The sequence below is a fragment of the Acetobacter sp. AC2005 genome, assembly GCF_037901235.1.
GTDB classification, from domain to species: domain Bacteria; phylum Pseudomonadota; class Alphaproteobacteria; order Acetobacterales; family Acetobacteraceae; genus Acetobacter; species Acetobacter oryzoeni.
In genome coordinates, this window is the sequence record NZ_CP149625.1 from 56,453 (window position 1) to 73,385 (window position 16,933).

Sequence of the window (16,933 nt, forward strand, 5' to 3'; positions counted from 1 at the left end):
GAAACTGTAGGTCCCTCTGCTATTTGAGGGACCATATACGTGCAGAACAGGGAGCGGGCTGGTTTGTTGCAGTCGGCCGGAGTAAATTCTGGACGGAGACGGGTAGTCGTCACCGGAATGGGCATCGTCGGACCTCTGGGTCTGGGCGTTGAAAACGTATGGTCACGTCTGATTGCAGGCGAAAGCGGGATTGGTAGAATCACGCAGTTCGACCCAAGCGATCTGCCGGCCCATGTGGCTGGGGAAGTGCCGGAAGGGCCGACCGCAGAAGGAAAGCTTACACTTTCCGAGTGGATTTCCCCCAAAGACCAGCGCAAAATGGACCGCTTCATTCACATGGGGCTGGTGGCAGCAACGGAAGCGGTTGAGGATTCCGGTTGGAAACCCGAAACCGAAGAAGATAAATGCCGCACCGGTGTGATGATTGGCTCTGGCATTGGTGGTTTGCAAACCATCTATGATGCCTCCATTACCGTGCATGAAGGTCGGGCACGGCGTCTTTCGCCGTTCTTTATCCCGTCCGCTCTCATCAATCTGGTTTCTGGCCATGTTTCCATCAAATATGGTTTTCAGGGGCCAAATCATTCAGTTGTGACAGCTTGCGCCACCGGTGTGCATGCCATTGGTGATGCCGCGCGCATTATCATGTTTGGTGATGCCGATGTAATGGTGGCAGGTGGTGCAGAAGCAACCGTTTGCCCATTGGGTATTGCTGGTTTCTGTTCAGCCCGCGCGCTGTCCACCGGCTTTAATGACACACCCGGAAAAGCCTCCCGCCCATGGGATAAAGACCGTGATGGTTTTGTAATGGGTGAAGGTTCCGGCGTTGTGGTGCTGGAAGAATACGAACACGCCAAAGCTCGTGGCGCCAAGATTTACGGCGAAATTATCGGCTACGGCATGTCTGGTGATGCATACCACATTACCGCACCGGCAGAAGGCCATTACGGGGCATACCGCGCCATGCGCGCTGCACTGAAAAGTGCAGACCTTACCCCGGCAGATATCAACTACGTTAATGCTCACGGCACCTCCACCATGGCGGATGATCTTGAGCTGGAAGCTGTTGAACGTCTGTTTGGTGATGATGCCCGTAAGCTGGCCATGTCTTCCACCAAATCTGCAACAGGCCATTTGCTTGGCGCAGCTGGTGCAGTGGAAGCCATTTTCTCCATTCTGGCTATTCGGGATAACGTGGCACCGCCTACGCTGAACCTGGATAATCCATCGCGTGAAAGCGTGATTGACCGCATTGCCCACACGGCGCAGCAACGGGAAATCAACGTGGCTCTTTCCAACAGCTTTGGATTTGGCGGCACAAATGCCAGCCTGATTGTGCGTGGCGTCTAAACCGAAAAAGAAGCCTGCAAAACAGCCTGCCAAAAAAGGCCGTGCTGCCCTGAAATGGCTAGGGGGCCTGTTTCTTCTTTCTGCTTTAGCAGGGGGAGGAACAGGTTTTTTTGCATGGTATAACTATACAAAACCGGGGCCTCTGCCAGTAGCTACGGATGTTGTGGTGCCACATGGTGGCTACGCCAGCACGATAAGCGCGCTACAACAAGCACAGGTTCTACCTTCTGGCTGGTTTACAGATAAGCTGTTTGTAACAGCTATTTCTCTTACGCGTAAAAGTGGCCAGCTACACGCAGCAGAACTGCATTTTCCACAACATGTTTCCATGCAGAATGTGCTGTTTATTCTGCGGCACGGCAAACCTGTTTTACATAAGCTGACCATTCCTGAAGGGCTTTCTGCCCACCAGATTCAGGCCATTATTGCCTCTGCCCCTTTTTTGGAAGGCGAGGCGCCTCTGCCAGCAGAAGGCAGCACATTACCGCAAACCTATAATTATCTGCGAAATAGCCAGCGTGCGGATATTGTAAAGCGTGCACAAAACGCCATGCAAACAGCACTGGATACTATCTGGCAAAAGCATGATCCGGCTTTGGATGGCACCATATCCTCACCGCAGGTTCTGCTTGTACTGGCTTCCCTGATAGAAAAAGAAACAGCCTTACCCGCAGAAAGGCCCATGGTTGCGCGTGTTTTTCTAAACCGCCTGCAAAAGGGCATGAAACTGCAAACAGACCCAACCGTGATTTATGCCATAACACATGGCAATCCACCGCTGGGGCGCGCACTTACACACACAGATCTCGCTACGCCAGATCCGTATAATACGTATGCTGTTACGGGGTTACCTCCCGGGCCTATTTGCTCACCCGGCATGTCTTCATTAGAAGCAGCGGCACATCCAGCCAGTGGGGATGCTCTTTTCTTTGTGGCAAACGGCAATGGTGGGCATAATTTTTCCACCACTCTGGCCGAACATAATCGGAATGTTTCTGCTTTTCGGCAGCATAATACGCATTAAGCACTTTCCACCCTCACAGGTAAAAAGCGCTTAATACTTCACCATAAAAAAAACTTATCTAGAGGGGCTCAGGCTTTCCTGCTTGATGCCACCACCGCCAGATGCCCCAACCGTATCTGCTGCCAGAGCATCTGCATCGCTCTGAGAAACCGTGTTGCTGTTAGATGCGCGTGAGGATGTAGAAGACGCGCTGACATTTTTTGCCATAGCGGCATAACGCATCAGCACACTCCGCAGGGGGTCTGCATCCGGGTTGTTCACACGCATGCTCACCACAATATCTTCCGGCCCAACGCTCTGCTTGTAGTATTCACGGTTGGCATCACTGTTCACGGTCAGCTTGCTGCCGCCCAAGGAAGCTCCGGCAAACACACCCTGAGATTTCTGGGCAATCAGAATATCCGTATTGCGTGCGCCCGCATTTCCCTTAGCAACTGCCGTGCTCATGCTGGCAAAAGAGGCCCCAGCATTAGAAGAAAACTGGAACTGGCTATCAAGCAGGGCCTGCAAGCCGCGATCTGTCATGACAAAGAAAACAATCTCGGAACTCTGCACCCCAAACTGCAAACCAAAGGATGCGGTGCTAAGGGTGTAAAATGCCGGGTCAGACCATGAACCACGCGCATCGCGCGCCAGCAGCAGGCAGCCACCATGCGCGCCACCAAATGCAATAGACATGCGGAACATATCTGGGCACACCATCACGGCACGCGCCTTGGCCAAATTGGTTACCATCGGACTTTGGCCGGTTGCGCCTACAAAAACATCCTGTACGCTCAGGGCAGCCTTATCAACCAGCGCCTGCGGCTTATCAGCCGCCTGAGCCGGTGCCGCAACGCACAGAGAAAACGCAGCAGCCAAAGCCAGAGAAGCAGAAGAGAGGTGAGTAACCAGACGCATGCCGGAATTCTCCACAATAAGCCGGTAAATATGATCTGCTAGAAAGCACGCTTTTGTGGCCGCAGAAAGGCCCAGCGTGCATGTTTTTTATTTATGCCAGCGGAATGGACACAGCCTCGGAAAGAGCCTGCGCAATATGCGGGTTTGCAGCCATAATTGTAGCTGGCCCCGTAAGCCCACCTTCCTGCAAAAAGGGTGAAACACGCGCGCCAGCTTCTGCCAGCAAGGGCAGGGCTGCGGCTACATCCCACAGGTTGATAACGATTTCGATATAGCCATCCAGCCGCCCGCTTGCCACATCAGCCAGCGCCAGCGCACCACAACCGCCAGAACGGGGCATGGTGCCCATTGCCATAATGGCATCCATTTTTTCCATGAATACAGGTTTGGGCACTCTGTTGCTCCAACCCATTTCAATCATGGAACTGGCGGGGTCCTTTACCGGAGAGGCCTGAATACGCTTGCCATTTAAAAATGCGCCATATCCACGCAGGGCAGTGTAAACTTCACCCAATGCTGGGGCATCAATCACACCGGCCACGGGTTCATCCCCATCTAGCAGGCCGAGTGAAATACACCACCGACAACGGCCACGGGCATAGTTGGATGTGCCATCAATAGGGTCCACCACCCAACGCAGGCTACCTGTACGGGCCACGCCACCTTCTTCACCCTGAAAGCCATCATCAGGGAAAAGAGCTTTCATGCGGTTGGCAATAAAGGCTTCTACCGCGCCATCTGTTTCTGTCAGCCAATCCTGCGCAGATTTTTGCGAGGCCTGCGGCCCCCCCGGTGGCGGACGCATGGCCATGGCCATTTGTGCGGCATCATGCACCACAGCCCGCGCGGCTTCCAAACGTGTGGCAAGGGCTGGGCTAGGTGAAGACATATTGCTGTAACTCCTGATAAAATAAGGCATTAAAGACTGAGCGCATCATACGCCTTTACGTGTGGCAAGACGAGCGCGCAGGCCTGCATTCGGCCCATGCCTTACATGCACACACCCAAAAAACTAGGCCTTGCGCTTATAAAGTTCCTTGGGCCAACGCCGGTGTAACCACAGCCAGCTTTCTGGCTTGCGCCTTATCCATGTTTCAAGGCGATCATTGATCATCTGCGCCAATGTGTGCAGATCTTGCTTGCGGTCTCCCGTATCCGGCAAATCCAGCGGTGGCTCAACCACAATACGCAAACGGGCAGGGCCAAGGCGTTCCACATAGCCAGGAATAACCGGGCAGCGATAACGCAACGCCATGGCGGCAAGGGCAGGAGCTGTCATGGCTGGGCGACCAAAGAATGAGACCTCAATGCCGTCATTCATTTTCTGGTCAACCAGCATACCCAGCCTGCCTCCCTTGGAGACATAAGAGAGTGCCTCACGCGCACCTTTGGCGCCTTTGGCAAACAATGGCACAGGCGTGTTGCCCATGGCTTTATCACGCAAACGGCGGATCATGCCATCTATCAGCGGATTGCCTGCGGCCCGGTAGAAAGAGGCAAAAGGCGTGCCATGCCGGGCTACTCCGGGGGGCAGCATTTCCCAATTTCCGATATGGCCAGATACAAACAGAACAGACCCACCCTTGCGCGCCTGCTCCTCCAGATACTCAGCTCCCTGAACCTCAAACCCCGGGCCAGAAGGTGTGTTTTCCTGCAAGGCCGCAATATGAGGCAGTTCCCCCACCGTGCGGCCCAGATTTTCCCACACACCATGCACAATCTGGCGGCGCTGCTGAGGGCTGAGCTCTGGCATAGCGAGTTCCAGATTGCGATATGCCACATTAGAAACCGGCAGTTTAGGGCCAATAAAACGGCAGACATTCCCCGCAACATTGGATGCGGTGGCAGGGCCAAGCCATGTCAGAAACTTCAGCAAACCGCTTGCTAAAAGAGCCTCTGCCTGCAGCAAGGCAGCGGTGAGGGCTTTGCTGCTCATTCTGCTGCCCCGTTCAAAAACTGGTCCAGCAAGACTTCTGGTGCAGCAGGGTCCTGCCATACCAGTTCTACACCTACGGTTATCACTTTCTGGCGGAAGTATTCAGGCAAACGCACGGCATCCTTGGGTGTTGTCACCAAACGCGCCTGCAGAGAAACAGCCATGTCTGCCAGACGCGCCAAATCCTGTTGTTTATAAAAATAATGATCAGGAAAGGCTACGGTCTGCGCTAATGCAACATTGCAGTTTTTAAGCCCTTCAAAAAACTTTTCTGGCCGCCCCAACCCGGCAAACGCCACACAACGCTGCCCTTGCAACATTCTAACCGTATCAGACTGCCGAAGTTCTGCCCGCATAAGATGCGGTGCCATTTTGCCAAATCGTTCCTGAAAGCCTGTTTTATCCGGCCCGATCAAAACTGTAGCCTGTGCCCGCGCAAAGGCCTGCACTGGCTGCTCCCTTAACGGGCCGGCTGGCAAAACATGGCCATTACCCAAGCCAACACCACCATCCACCACCAGCAAGGAGAGATTTTTGTGAAGGGATGGATTTTGAAAGCCATCATCCATCAACAGGCAATCCGCGCCAGCAGCCACAGCCATACGCGCAGAAGCTGCACGGTCTGCCCCAACCCATACAGGGCAAAGCTGTGCCAGCAACAAGGGTTCATCCCCCACATCCTGCGCGGTGTGTTGTGCAGGGTTTACCTGTGTTGTGGTGCGTAGGCGCCCACCGTATCCGCGCGTGAGGATGTGAGGGGTTTTGCCCCGCTGGAGCAGGCGAGATGCCAGATCCAGCACCACCGTAGTTTTACCTGTGCCGCCTACAGAAATATTCCCGCAACACAACACGGGCACCGGTGCCGCCCAGCCCATCTGGCGCTGTTTACGTGCGGTTATTGCCGCCACAATGGCAGAAAAAGGAGATAACAGGAGCGGCCTTATTTTGGCAGAAGGCTGGCTCCAAAACGCAGGGGCACGCAGCCTTACCATATCTGCGCTAGAATATGCTTTGCCAGACGTTCTGGCAGATCTGCATTGGCCGTAGCAATGCGCTGCACATTATCTGCAAGCTGCTGCCGTTTGCCAGGATTTGTGAACATATCTCGCACCCATGCAGCCAGTTCCTGCGCAGTGCTTACAATTGTAATGCCTGTGGCCATGTGCGCAAAGGCATCTACAAAGTTCTGCACCAATGGGCCAGATGCAATGGCACATCCTAACCGAGCAGGCTCGTACGGATTATGTCCGCCACCACCACCCAATACACCGGGCAGACTGTTGCCAATAAACACGCACGATGCCAGACGGAAAAACAGCCCCAATTCACCCAGCGTATCGCACACCCAAAGCAGATCATCTTCTGTAGGCATTTGCCCGGCACCACGGCGCGGTACATAGCCCAGCATCACACTTAAATCTGCCCCGCGCTCTGGATGGCGCGGAATAACCAGAACCAGCACATCCGGGTAATCTCGCCGGATCAGCTTGGCAGCCTGCGCAATCTGCTGTTCTTCACCCTGATGGGTGGAAACCGCAGCAAAAATCCTGCGGCCTGCCAAACGTTCTTTCAGACGCGCCAATTCAGCCTCATCCACCGGCAAAGAGGGGGCTGCGGTTTTCAGGTCTCCCGTTTCAAGCAGCTTGGTGGCGCCCAGTTGTTTCAGGCGCTGGGCATCTTCATCCGAGCGCGCGGAAACCCATGCAAAACGCTCCAGCATCCGCCGCGCCACACGCCCCATACGCTGCCACCCCTTAAAGGAAGATGCAGACATACGGCCATTAACCAGCATGACGGGAATATTACGCGTATGGCACAGCCCCAGCATGTTGGGCCATAATTCGCTTTCCGTAAAAACAGCGGCTTTTGGCTGCCAGTAATCTAAAAAGCGCTTGCCCCAACGCGGTACGTCCAGCGGCATGAACTGATGTACCACACGCGGGTGCGTAAGACGCTGCGCCAATAGCCGCGCAGCCGTAACCGTGCCAGTTGTAACCAGCACTTGAAAATCTGTTTTCTGCGCCAGACATGCGCAAACAAGTGGCAGGATAGAAACGGTTTCTCCCACACTGGCGGCGTGGAACCATATCAGATTAGCGTTACCCCGAGAGCGTGAAGGAAAACCCATTTTTTCCCGCACGCGGGATGGAATTTCCTTTCCCTTGGTTTGCCGCCATCTCAGAAAAAAGGGCAGAGCAGGGGAAAGAACCGTAGCCGCCACCTGCCACACGCGCGAAGGCATAAGGGAAAGCGGGCTAAGGGCCACCTTTTCCTGCGAGTAGCCTGCAGGAGAAGACATGCTGGAAGGCTGTTGCGCAAGATGCATCATGTTATCCAGCGCGTGTTCCAACTTTTGGGTAAATGTTTCGCCGCCGCTGCCTTCTTCCTGATTATGCCGCTGCATATCTATAGGAGGCGCACAGGCCATGGTGCCGTGCCCAAAAGGCAAGGGGAAAATCATCTTATCCCATGTTTTCAGCCGTATGCCTGTGCATGTTGCACCCACCAGCACAATCGGTTTGCCTGCCAGTTTGGCAAGGGCCAGCGTGCCCTGCTGCGCCTGCCGGCGCGGGCCACGCGGGCCATCGGGCGTAATGGCAACAAGGGTGGCATTGCGCAAGCTTGCGCGCATCCGCCTGAGAGCTGCGGCCCCACCTTTGTTTTTTCCTTTGGAATCTGATGATCCGGCAATGGACCAGATACGCCACGGGGCCACCACATCTGCAATCATGCGGCCATCACGGTTGCGGCTTATCAGCACACGTAGGCGGATATGGGGGTTTTGAGGTTCAGCCCACCACCACAAGGCTGGTGTAAGGGGCAATATTTCGTGCCAGAAAGCTACAACCGCTGTTTGCCCGTTCTGGCTGGTTAACAGCGGCCATGCCTGTTCGTTTACCCGAAATGTCCATCGCGTTGTTTTAAGGGCAAACCCCAAGTACTGGCGTAAACTCCATACGCCAGCCTTGCGGGCCATATTTTTGCAATCTGTCTTCAGGACGCGCAGCATAATCACGCAGCCTGATTAGGAGAGAAATCTCCTGAACGCAAAGCCTTCCGGCTTTTCGTTCAACACAGAAGGCTGATAGGCGATGGTGAAGCGATGATGCGCTTTTTCCCACACATCAATCTTGCTGCCTTCAGGAATAACCACCTGATCAACCCCGCAACGCAGCAGGAATTCGTATTGATCGGGCAGGAAATGCCCGGTTACACGAATTTTTCCCGCATAATGCAGATGTTCACGTAAGCTGCGCGCCTGCGTGAAGGCCCGTCCATCACGGAAAATGGGGAATGTCAGGCACACAACATCAAGCCGGGGCAGGGCGGCTTTCAGGTCTTCCACCTGTTCATCCTGCTTGAGCAGAACGCCCAGACGCCCATTGCCATTACGGCCCAAACCTTCTGCCAGACGCGCCAGCGGCACCAGCACATCACCTTCCGGCAATGGCTGATCATCCTGTGCGATCAGCCATGTATCTTCAATAATCTGGCCGTTTTCAAACAGGGGCATAAGCTGCATCCTTGAAGGGGGCTGTGCCAAGACGGCGGCACGTATCAATAAACCGTTCTCCGGCCTCACGCTGGGCCAGATATGTATCTATGATCCGCGCCACGGCATCAACCGTTTCATCTTCAGAAAGTGCAGAGCCCAGAATCTGCCCGACAGAGGCATCTTCCATCGCGCTGCCACCCAGAGTGATCTGGAATGCTTCCTCACCCCGTTTATCAACCCCCAGAATACCGATATGGCCCGCATGATGGTGCCCGCAGGCATTGATGCAGCCAGAGATATTCAAACGCAGGTTGCCAATTTCCTGCTGGAGTGTGGCATCTCCAAAGCGTTCGCTTAGCTTTTGCGCAATGGGAATGGAACGCGCATTGGCCAGTGCGCAATAATCCAGACCGGGGCAGGCAATAATGTCTGTCACCATCTCGATATTGGCCGTGCCCAGCCCGTTTGCCTTAAGGATCTGCCACAATTCATGCAGCGCATCCTGGCGCACATGGCCCAGAACCACATTCTGCAAATGCGTAATGCGCAGTTCACCAAAGCTGTATTTATCTGCCAGATCAGCCAGCAGATCCATCTGGGCAGATGTTACATCCCCCGGAATTCCGCCAACCGGCTTGCAGGATATGGTAACGCATGCGTAGCCGGGCTGTTTGTGAGCATGCGTGTTGGTGCGCACCCATGCATCAAATTGCGCATCGGCTTTCTGTTGGGCAGCCAAAGCATCTGCCGCGCCATTTTCTGCCTGAAACTCTGGCGTGCCAAAACGGGCCTGAATGGCCGCAACAATTTCTGCTGGCAGGCGATAGCGCGCCCGATCCATAGCCGCAAATTCTGCGTTTACCTTGGCCAGAAAAGCCTCTGCGCCCAAAGCCTGCACCAGTATCTTGATACGGGCCTTGTACATATTATCGCGCCGGCCGTATTCGTTATAAACACGCAGCACGGCTTCCAGATACGCAATCAGGTCTTCTTCTGGCAGGTCATCACGCAGCTTTACACCCACAATAGGGGTGCGGCCCAAGCCACCGCCAACGTACACTTCAAACACGGCACGACCGTTTTCACCCTTACGGGCCAGCAGGCCGATATCATGAAAGCGTGCAGCAACGCGGTCCTGCTTGCTGCCAGAAATGGCAATCTTGAACTTACGCGGCAGGAACGTGAATTCCGGGTGCAGGGTGGACCACTGACGCAAGATTTCAGCATGCACGCGCGGATCCAGCACCTCATCCGCCGCAGCGCCAGCAAACTGGTCTGACGTAACATTACGGATGCAGTTACCGCTGGTTTGAATGGCGTGCATTTCTGCATCAGCCAGCACGTTCAGGATATCGGGCGTATCTTCCAGCTTGATCCAGTTGAACTGGATATTCTGCCGTGTGGTAAAGTGCCCGTAATCCCGATCATACGTTCTGGCGATATGTGCCAAGGCGCGCATCTGGGAAGAGCTGAGCGTGCCATAGGGAATGGCCACACGCAGCATATAGGCATGCAACTGAAGGTACAGGCCGTTCATCAACCGCAGGGGTTTGAACTCTTCTTCGGTCAACTCCCCAGCGATACGACGCTGAACCTGATCCCGAAACTGCTCAACACGCTGCTTGAGAAACGTACGATCAACATCATCATACGCGTAACGGCCAACCGGAAGGGCAGGCTGGGTGGAATAAGACATGGCTTTAACTGTGTCCGTCTTGCTCTGCTGGTATCAGGCGCTGGCGTGTTGCGCAGCCTGCCATGCAGGTGTGAATTCGGCATGAACGCTTGGCCCAAGGGCACGAATACGCTCCCGCGTGGTTATGGGCAGCAGGCCAGACGATGTTTGCTCGACCTGTACACCATACACCCCAACCACTTCATCCGCGGCAGCTTTTGCGTTCTGGCGGGCCAGAACCTGTTCCATTTCCGCATTGGGGAAAGGATGCGCCTGCTGGATAAAAAGCTGCCACTTACCTTGCGCATCCAACCATACAATACGCCCATCAAGCAGACGGTTGGCTGTAACAACGCTCAGCCCCTGTTCATCCCGCCGATTATTTCTCCGATCCAACGCTTATCCCTTTCTGCCCCGTGTGCAGGTTCAGAATTACACAACAGATGCGAGAATATCAATATACCACGAATCAAAAACGTATCTTGAAGCACCCCCGGCACCTCAAGATACACATATGCTCTTAACAACCACCTGCAAGGGCAAATAAGGCGGGTATTTTACACCCGCCTTATCAAACCAGAACGCAATCAGGACTGCGCGCGAGCACCCGTTTTGTTACGCACGGTGTCTTCTACAAAAGTCACTAGCGTTTTTGTGGCTGCTTCTACGCTATCCTTACCTGTTACCAGCCGCAGAGCAGGTGCGGCAGGGGCTTCATACGGGGCATCAATGCCCGTAAAGCCGCTGATTTTTCCTGCACGGGCGGCTGCATACAGGCCTTTGGGGTCACGCTGTTCGCAGGTGCCAAGATCGGCATCTACAAACACTTCCTCAAACCCGTCCCCAATAATCTGGCGGGCCAGATCGCGATCAGAACGCAGTGGGGAGATCAGAGCCACAATCACAACCTGACCAGCATCACGCAGCAGGCGTGCCACTTCCGCAGCCCGGCGCACGTTTTCTGTCCGATCCGCTTCAGAAAAGCCCAGATCCTTGCACAGCCCAGCACGTAGCGTATCACCATCCAGCACGGTCACATCCACACCATCTGCAAACAGGCGGGTTTCTGCCGCACGGGCCAGCGTGCTTTTGCCAGAGCCAGACAGGCCTGTCAGCCAGAACACAGAGCCTTTATGGCCCTTGGCGCGTTCACGGTCCTGCACGGTAACGGTGCTGGCACTTGGGTGAATAACCTTTTCACCATCTGCAATGCTGGCTGGGCCAATAATGGGCGCACCACCCACAATACGCTGCTGGCGGTCAACCAACACACCGCGGCCATCCGTTGTACCGGGGGTGAACGGGTCAAACTGAATGTTTTCTGCCGCAGACAGCACGATTTCCGCAAAGCCTTCGGGCGGAACTTCGGTGCCGGGATGTTCTGTCAGATCATCCAGATCTACCACTTTATCAATAGCCGTCACGGTAACGGCATGTTCTGCCGTGGCCAGACGCAGGCGGAAATGCTCACCCACACGCAGCGGTTCCTGACGCAGCCAGAACAGACGCACCCGCACGCGGGAGGCTTCCATAGGCGCAGCATCGGCATGGTGCAACAAGTCACCACGATCGGGAATAACGTCTGGTTCCAGCGTTACTGCAATGGACTGCCCGGCAGAGGCAGACACATGCGGTGCCGTATGCCAGCTTTCAATCGAAGCAATGCGGGCAGGGGTTTTTTGCGTGCCGATAATAACCGTATCGCCCACACGTACACGGCCACGCTCAACACGGCCAGCCACATAGCGGGTGTTATCAAAACGATACACATCCTGCACGGGCAGGCGCAGCGCCAGTTCGGAACGGGAAGCGGGTGAGGGCACGCTGGCCAGAGCTTCTGTGAGCGTAGGGCCTTTATACCACGGAGAGCGTTCTGAGCGGCTGGCAATGTTATCACCATCACGCGCAGAAGCCGGAACAAACAGAGCAGCTTCTAGCCCCAGCTTGTTCAGCAGTTCCGTTACGGATTTTTCGACCGCTTCCACCTTGGCCTGATCGAAATCAAGCAGATCCACCTTGTTCAGCAGCACAATAACGTGGCGAATGCCGATAAGGTGCAAAAGCATGGCATGGCGGCGTGTCTGTTCACGCGCACCTTCCTGCGCATCCACCACCAGCACGGCGGCTTCTGCATCGGCGGCTCCTGTAATCATGTTACGCAGGAACTGGCGGTGTCCCGGTGCATCCACAATGACAAATTCGCGCTGGCCCAAACGGAACGGAATACGGGTGGAATCAACCGTAACGCCCTGATCGCGCTCGATCTGAAGGGAGTCCAGCAGGAAGCTCCACTCAATCTTCAGGCCACGCTTTTTGGATGATTCAATAATCTGGGCAACCTTGCCATCCTGAAGGCTGTCCGTATCGTGCAGCAAACGCCCAATAAGGGTGGATTTGCCGTGGTCAACATGCCCCACAATCACGATTGGCGTGGCGGCATCCTGAGATGAATAAACTTTTTCGCTCATGATATTCTATTTCCAGTCCACGCCGTAATCAGAGGTAACCCGCCACACGCAGGCGTTCAAAAGCATCTTCGGATTCATGATCCATTGCGCGGCCTGCGCGTTCAGATGTTTTGGTTGTTTCCAGTTCTTCAATCACTTCCGCCAGAGTGGAAGCGTTGCTTTCTACCGGGAAGGTGATGTCTGAATCACCCAAGGAGCGGTAACGCTTGCCGTTTTTAGCGAAATACAGATCAACCAGCGGAATGCCTTCACGCTCGATATAGCGCCAGATATCGATTTCACGCCAAGCCAGCAGCGGATGCACGCGAATGTGCATGCCTTCTTCGTGCGGCGTTGCGTACTGATCCCAGAATTCGGGCGGCTGGTTGCGGATATCCCATTTATGGCTAGCACCACGCGGGCTGAAAACACGTTCCTTGGCGCGTGTGCCCTGCTCATCACGGCGGATACCGGCAATAACGCCCTGCAACTTGTGCTTTTCGATCATGGCGGCAAGACCTGCCGTTTTACGGGCAGCAGAACGGGCAGCAGGAGGCAGGGAGGGGTCCATATCTTCTACCGGCGGGCACTCGCCCAGCAGTAGGTTGAGGTCCCACTTTTTGGCGTATTCATCGCGGAATTTGTACATTTCCGGGAACTTCTTGCCGGTATCAACATGCATGACAGGGAAGGGAACCCGGCCCAGAAACGCCTTTTTGGCCAGCCAGACCATCACATTGGAATCTTTACCCAAAGACCACAGCATGGCCAGAGGTTTGAGCTTTCTGTACGCTTCTCTCAGAATGAAAACGCTCTGAGCTTCGAGTTGATCAAGATGATCCATGTTTCCGTTTCCGTAACCCTGTGTATGACACGATGCGGCTGAGGGTAAAATCAGCCAAAACCCGTTAGTGTTTGATGTGGATACCGCATTCGGTTTTGTTCAACCCGGCCCAGCGTCCGGCCCGTGCATCCTGCTCACCATTGACGGGTTGCGTGCACGGGGCGCAGCCGATGGAAAGATAGCCTTCCGCCACCAACGGGTGAGGAGGCAGCCCCCGGCGCTGCATTTCCTGCGTAATGTCTTCCGCACTCCAAAATGCAAGAGGGTTAAGCCGTAGCTGCCCATCTTCTCGTAATTCCACAATTTCCAGCGTAGATCTTGTAACGGCCTGCCCACGCTTACGCCCGGTCACCAATGCCTCATAGGGCAGAGAGGCCACTTTTAGGGGCTCCACCTTGCGCAAGGCGCAGCAGGCATCAGGATCAAACGCCCATAATTCCCCGGTAGGATCTCGATTTTCGACCTGCTGGGGCTGGGGCGCTACATCCTGAACGTTGGAAAGATGCAGAAAATCCGCCAAATTCCGCCGATATTCGAGGGTTTGCGGGAAGTGTTTTCCGGTATTCAGAAATAGCACTTTCATGGCCGGATCGGCCTCTGCCACCATTGCCAGAAGCAGCGCAGATTCCGCCCCGAAAGAGGAGAGAACAGCCAATCTGTCTCCCAAAAGCTCACTTGCCTTGCGCAGCAGCAGAACTGGGTTCTCCTGCACAGGCACAAGCTGCTTTGCTATGGTCGCTGTATCATCAGAAAGAGCGGTCACTACACACAAACCCGTATGACAGAAAATGTAATTAACGACGTGATACAGATATAATAAGGAACCCACAACCCAAAATTCAACGCATCAATGGTCACATTCCCAAATTAACCATCATAATGAATAGTTATATAAGCGATCCCTCACGCACTCATGTTTTATAGTGCGTTTTGTTGGCATAATATATCTTATACAATTTATGGCCGTTTCGAAAATACTCCGGTCGATCCATCATATCCACACCGCATGCTTTCACACGCTCATTCTAACGCCCTAAAATCCTGAAATTGATCCACCCTATTGCCTAAAGCGCTCAAAATACCCGATGCAAAGCCCCCTCACGGGTCAAAACGCTCTGCATCGGGCCAAAAATCATGTTCGATCGATCAGATCACTTTTTGGGCGCTGGATTGTCCCTGCGGAACAGTTCCCATTCTTCCATCACGCTGCCGTCTGGCAGATGGCAGTAGCTGATCTGCCCCTTGTCTGTGCTTTCGGTGCTCAGCGTGCCGCCTTTCTTGATACAATAGACTGCAGCCGGATTTGGCATCCGCAACGGCCGTACCGCACGGTTGGCATTTTCTTCATGCTGTTCATGACAACCACCCAGAAGTCCGGTAATTGCAACAGCAAGAACCGCGCCGGAAACGCCTTTTTTTGCAGACATTTTGTTCTCCTTCATTCCAGCCGCATCATGACAAGCTGAATTATAAACATTTAGTATGGCGTATAGCCCTGAATATGTCTTTAACACGCAACGTGAAAACTGGCCTTACTGCGATAAAAAGGCTATAAATCACTTTCCTTCTCTATAAATCTGGTTCGGTTTGCACTCCATGCCTGATGGTTCTTCCCCGCTCGCTCACTCTTCTGTCACCTCCTCTTCGGAAGTCCGCCATGATTGGACGGTCGCAGAAGTTCAGGCTCTGCTTAACCTGCCGTTTCCTGAACTGATGTTTCGAGCGCAAACCCTGCATCGCGCTACGTTTGACCCCACGGAAATCCAGATTTCCACGCTACTTTCCATCAAAACGGGTGGCTGCCCGGAAGATTGCGCCTACTGCCCACAAAGCGCCAAGCATGAACAAGGCGTAAAGGCAGATAAGCTGATGGCTGTTGAAGCCGTGTTGACCGAAGCCAAAAAAGCCAAGGCCGCTGGGGCCAGCCGTTTTTGCATGGGTGCGGCCTGGCGCTCCCCCAAGGAGCGTGATCTGGATACCGTGTGCGCCATGATTGAAGGCGTAAAGCAACTGGGCATGGAAACCTGTGTCACGCTAGGCATGCTGGATAATGCGCAGGCCCATAAATTGCATGATGCCGGGCTGGATTACTACAACCACAATCTGGATACTTCCCCCGAATATTATGGGGAAATCATCAGCACCCGTACCTATCAGGAACGGCTGGATACGCTTTCCAACGTGCGGGATGCTGGCATCAATGTGTGCTGCGGCGGCATTGTGGGGTTGGGTGAAAATGAATCGGATCGCGCTGGTCTGATTACCGCCCTCGCCACCCTGCCCGCACATCCTGAAAGCGTGCCGATCAATCTGCTGGTTAAGGTGGAAGGCACACCACTGGCCAAAGCGGACGAAGTAGAACCGCTTGATTTTGTGCGCATGATTGCCGCTGCACGCATTACCATGCCCAAAAGCCGTGTGCGCCTTGCCGCTGGCCGTGAAAACATGAGTGATGAAACACAGGCACTCTGCTTTTTGGCTGGCGCCAACTCCATCTTCTATGGTGAACGCCTGCTGACCACCCCCAACCCACAGGCCACGCGTGACAGAGCCCTGCTGGATAAGCTTGGTATGCACACAACAGGCATTAGCCTGCCTTCTGCATAATTCATGACATATTCGGTTAAAGAAATTTTCCTTACCCTTCAGGGTGAAGGTGGACAGGCTGGTCGTACGGCTGTTTTCTGCCGTTTTACGGGCTGCAACCTCTGGTCTGGGCGGGAGGAAGATCGGGCTAAAGCCATCTGTCAATTTTGCGATACCGATTTTATCGGCACAGATGGCGTAAACGGCGGCAAGTTTGAAAATGCGGCCGAACTGGCAGCAACCATTGCCAGTTTCTGGCCGCAGCCTACGCAGGATGCAAAAGCAACCGGTCAAAAACTGGTTGTTTTTACAGGGGGTGAACCCCTGCTCCAGCTTGATACCGCCTTGATAGACGCCATGCATGCCCAAGGCTTTAGCATTGCAGTGGAAAGCAACGGCACAGTAACCGCGCCCGCAGGCATAGACTGGCTATGCATCAGCCCCAAAGCCGGAGCTGAGCTGGTGCAAAAAACGGGAACTGAGTTGAAGCTCGTATTCCCGCAGCCGGGCATTGACCCTGCCACTCTGGAAAATCTTGATTTCCAACATTTCTGGCTTCAGCCTATGGATGGGCCGCAACAGGCCGCCAACACGCAGGCCGCTATTGAATACTGTCTGGCGCACCCTTTATGGGGGCTTTCACTGCAGACCCACAAGCTTATCGGAATACCCTAA

The 16,933-nt window shown here is 54.3% G+C and carries 16 protein-coding genes; 4 read left to right on the top strand and 12 right to left on the bottom strand.

Going from position 1 to position 16,933, the window contains the following annotated elements:
• The first annotated feature begins 39 nt into the window (after positions 1-39).
• Complete coding sequence (fabF, locus tag QQM41_RS00290) at positions 40-1,350, top strand: beta-ketoacyl-ACP synthase II (protein WP_006115244.1); 1,311 nt, start codon at positions 40-42, stop codon at positions 1,348-1,350.
• On the top strand, positions 1,340-2,374 hold the full coding sequence (gene mltG, locus QQM41_RS00295) for an endolytic transglycosylase MltG (RefSeq protein ID WP_339077419.1): 1,035 nt from the start codon (positions 1,340-1,342) through the stop codon (positions 2,372-2,374). The genes fabF and mltG overlap by 11 nt, the downstream gene beginning before the upstream one ends.
• Positions 2,375-2,428: 54 nt before the next feature.
• On the opposite strand, the gene QQM41_RS00300 is transcribed toward mltG, so the two are convergent.
• The 12 genes from QQM41_RS00300 to QQM41_RS00355 form a co-directional block, all read right to left on the bottom strand.
• Complete coding sequence (locus tag QQM41_RS00300; protein WP_004449106.1) at positions 2,429-3,274, bottom strand: lipid-binding SYLF domain-containing protein; 846 nt, start codon at positions 3,272-3,274, stop codon at positions 2,429-2,431.
• Positions 3,275-3,365: 91 nt separating this feature from the next.
• Positions 3,366-4,193, bottom strand: a complete 828-nt coding sequence (locus QQM41_RS00305; protein ID WP_006115241.1) for an inositol monophosphatase family protein — start codon at positions 4,191-4,193, stop codon at positions 3,366-3,368.
• Between the two features lie 93 nt (positions 4,194-4,286).
• Entirely contained in the window at positions 4,287-5,210 is a 924-nt protein-coding gene (locus QQM41_RS00310; RefSeq protein ID WP_339077420.1) for a lauroyl acyltransferase, read from the bottom strand.
• Positions 5,207-6,202: a tetraacyldisaccharide 4'-kinase gene (lpxK, locus tag QQM41_RS00315; RefSeq protein ID WP_339077421.1), complete on the bottom strand. Its 996-nt coding sequence runs from the start codon at positions 6,200-6,202 to the stop codon at positions 5,207-5,209. The genes QQM41_RS00310 and lpxK overlap by 4 nt, the downstream gene beginning before the upstream one ends.
• On the bottom strand, positions 6,196-8,220 hold the full coding sequence (locus QQM41_RS00320) for a glycosyltransferase N-terminal domain-containing protein (RefSeq protein WP_339077422.1): 2,025 nt from the start codon (positions 8,218-8,220) through the stop codon (positions 6,196-6,198). The genes lpxK and QQM41_RS00320 overlap by 7 nt, the downstream gene beginning before the upstream one ends.
• A 15-nt stretch (positions 8,221-8,235) precedes the next feature.
• On the bottom strand, positions 8,236-8,724 hold the full coding sequence (locus QQM41_RS00325) for a DUF934 domain-containing protein (RefSeq protein WP_012812882.1): 489 nt from the start codon (positions 8,722-8,724) through the stop codon (positions 8,236-8,238).
• Positions 8,711-10,402: a nitrite/sulfite reductase gene (locus QQM41_RS00330; RefSeq protein ID WP_124295353.1), complete on the bottom strand. Its 1,692-nt coding sequence runs from the start codon at positions 10,400-10,402 to the stop codon at positions 8,711-8,713. Before QQM41_RS00330 ends, QQM41_RS00325 begins: the two co-directional genes overlap by 14 nt.
• A 33-nt stretch (positions 10,403-10,435) precedes the next feature.
• Complete coding sequence (locus QQM41_RS00335) at positions 10,436-10,777, bottom strand: DUF2849 domain-containing protein (protein WP_003628795.1); 342 nt, start codon at positions 10,775-10,777, stop codon at positions 10,436-10,438.
• 191 nt (positions 10,778-10,968) lie between these two features.
• Entirely contained in the window at positions 10,969-12,849 is a 1,881-nt protein-coding gene (gene cysC / locus QQM41_RS00340; protein ID WP_050819712.1) for an adenylyl-sulfate kinase, read from the bottom strand.
• A 28-nt stretch (positions 12,850-12,877) separates the two neighbouring features.
• Entirely contained in the window at positions 12,878-13,672 is a 795-nt protein-coding gene (gene cysD, locus QQM41_RS00345) for a sulfate adenylyltransferase subunit CysD (protein ID WP_050819711.1), read from the bottom strand.
• 64 nt (positions 13,673-13,736) lie between these two features.
• On the bottom strand, positions 13,737-14,501 hold the full coding sequence (locus QQM41_RS00350; RefSeq protein ID WP_339077423.1) for a phosphoadenylyl-sulfate reductase: 765 nt from the start codon (positions 14,499-14,501) through the stop codon (positions 13,737-13,739).
• 322 nt (positions 14,502-14,823) lie between these two features.
• Positions 14,824-15,099, bottom strand: a complete 276-nt coding sequence (locus QQM41_RS00355) for a DUF333 domain-containing protein (protein WP_087651354.1) — start codon at positions 15,097-15,099, stop codon at positions 14,824-14,826.
• A gap of 169 nt (positions 15,100-15,268) precedes the next feature.
• Between QQM41_RS00355 and bioB the strand changes: the two genes are divergently transcribed.
• Positions 15,269-16,279: a biotin synthase BioB gene (gene bioB / locus QQM41_RS00360; RefSeq protein ID WP_339077424.1), complete on the top strand. Its 1,011-nt coding sequence runs from the start codon at positions 15,269-15,271 to the stop codon at positions 16,277-16,279.
• A gap of 3 nt (positions 16,280-16,282) precedes the next feature.
• On the top strand, positions 16,283-16,933 hold the full coding sequence (queE, locus tag QQM41_RS00365; RefSeq protein WP_339077425.1) for a 7-carboxy-7-deazaguanine synthase: 651 nt from the start codon (positions 16,283-16,285) through the stop codon (positions 16,931-16,933).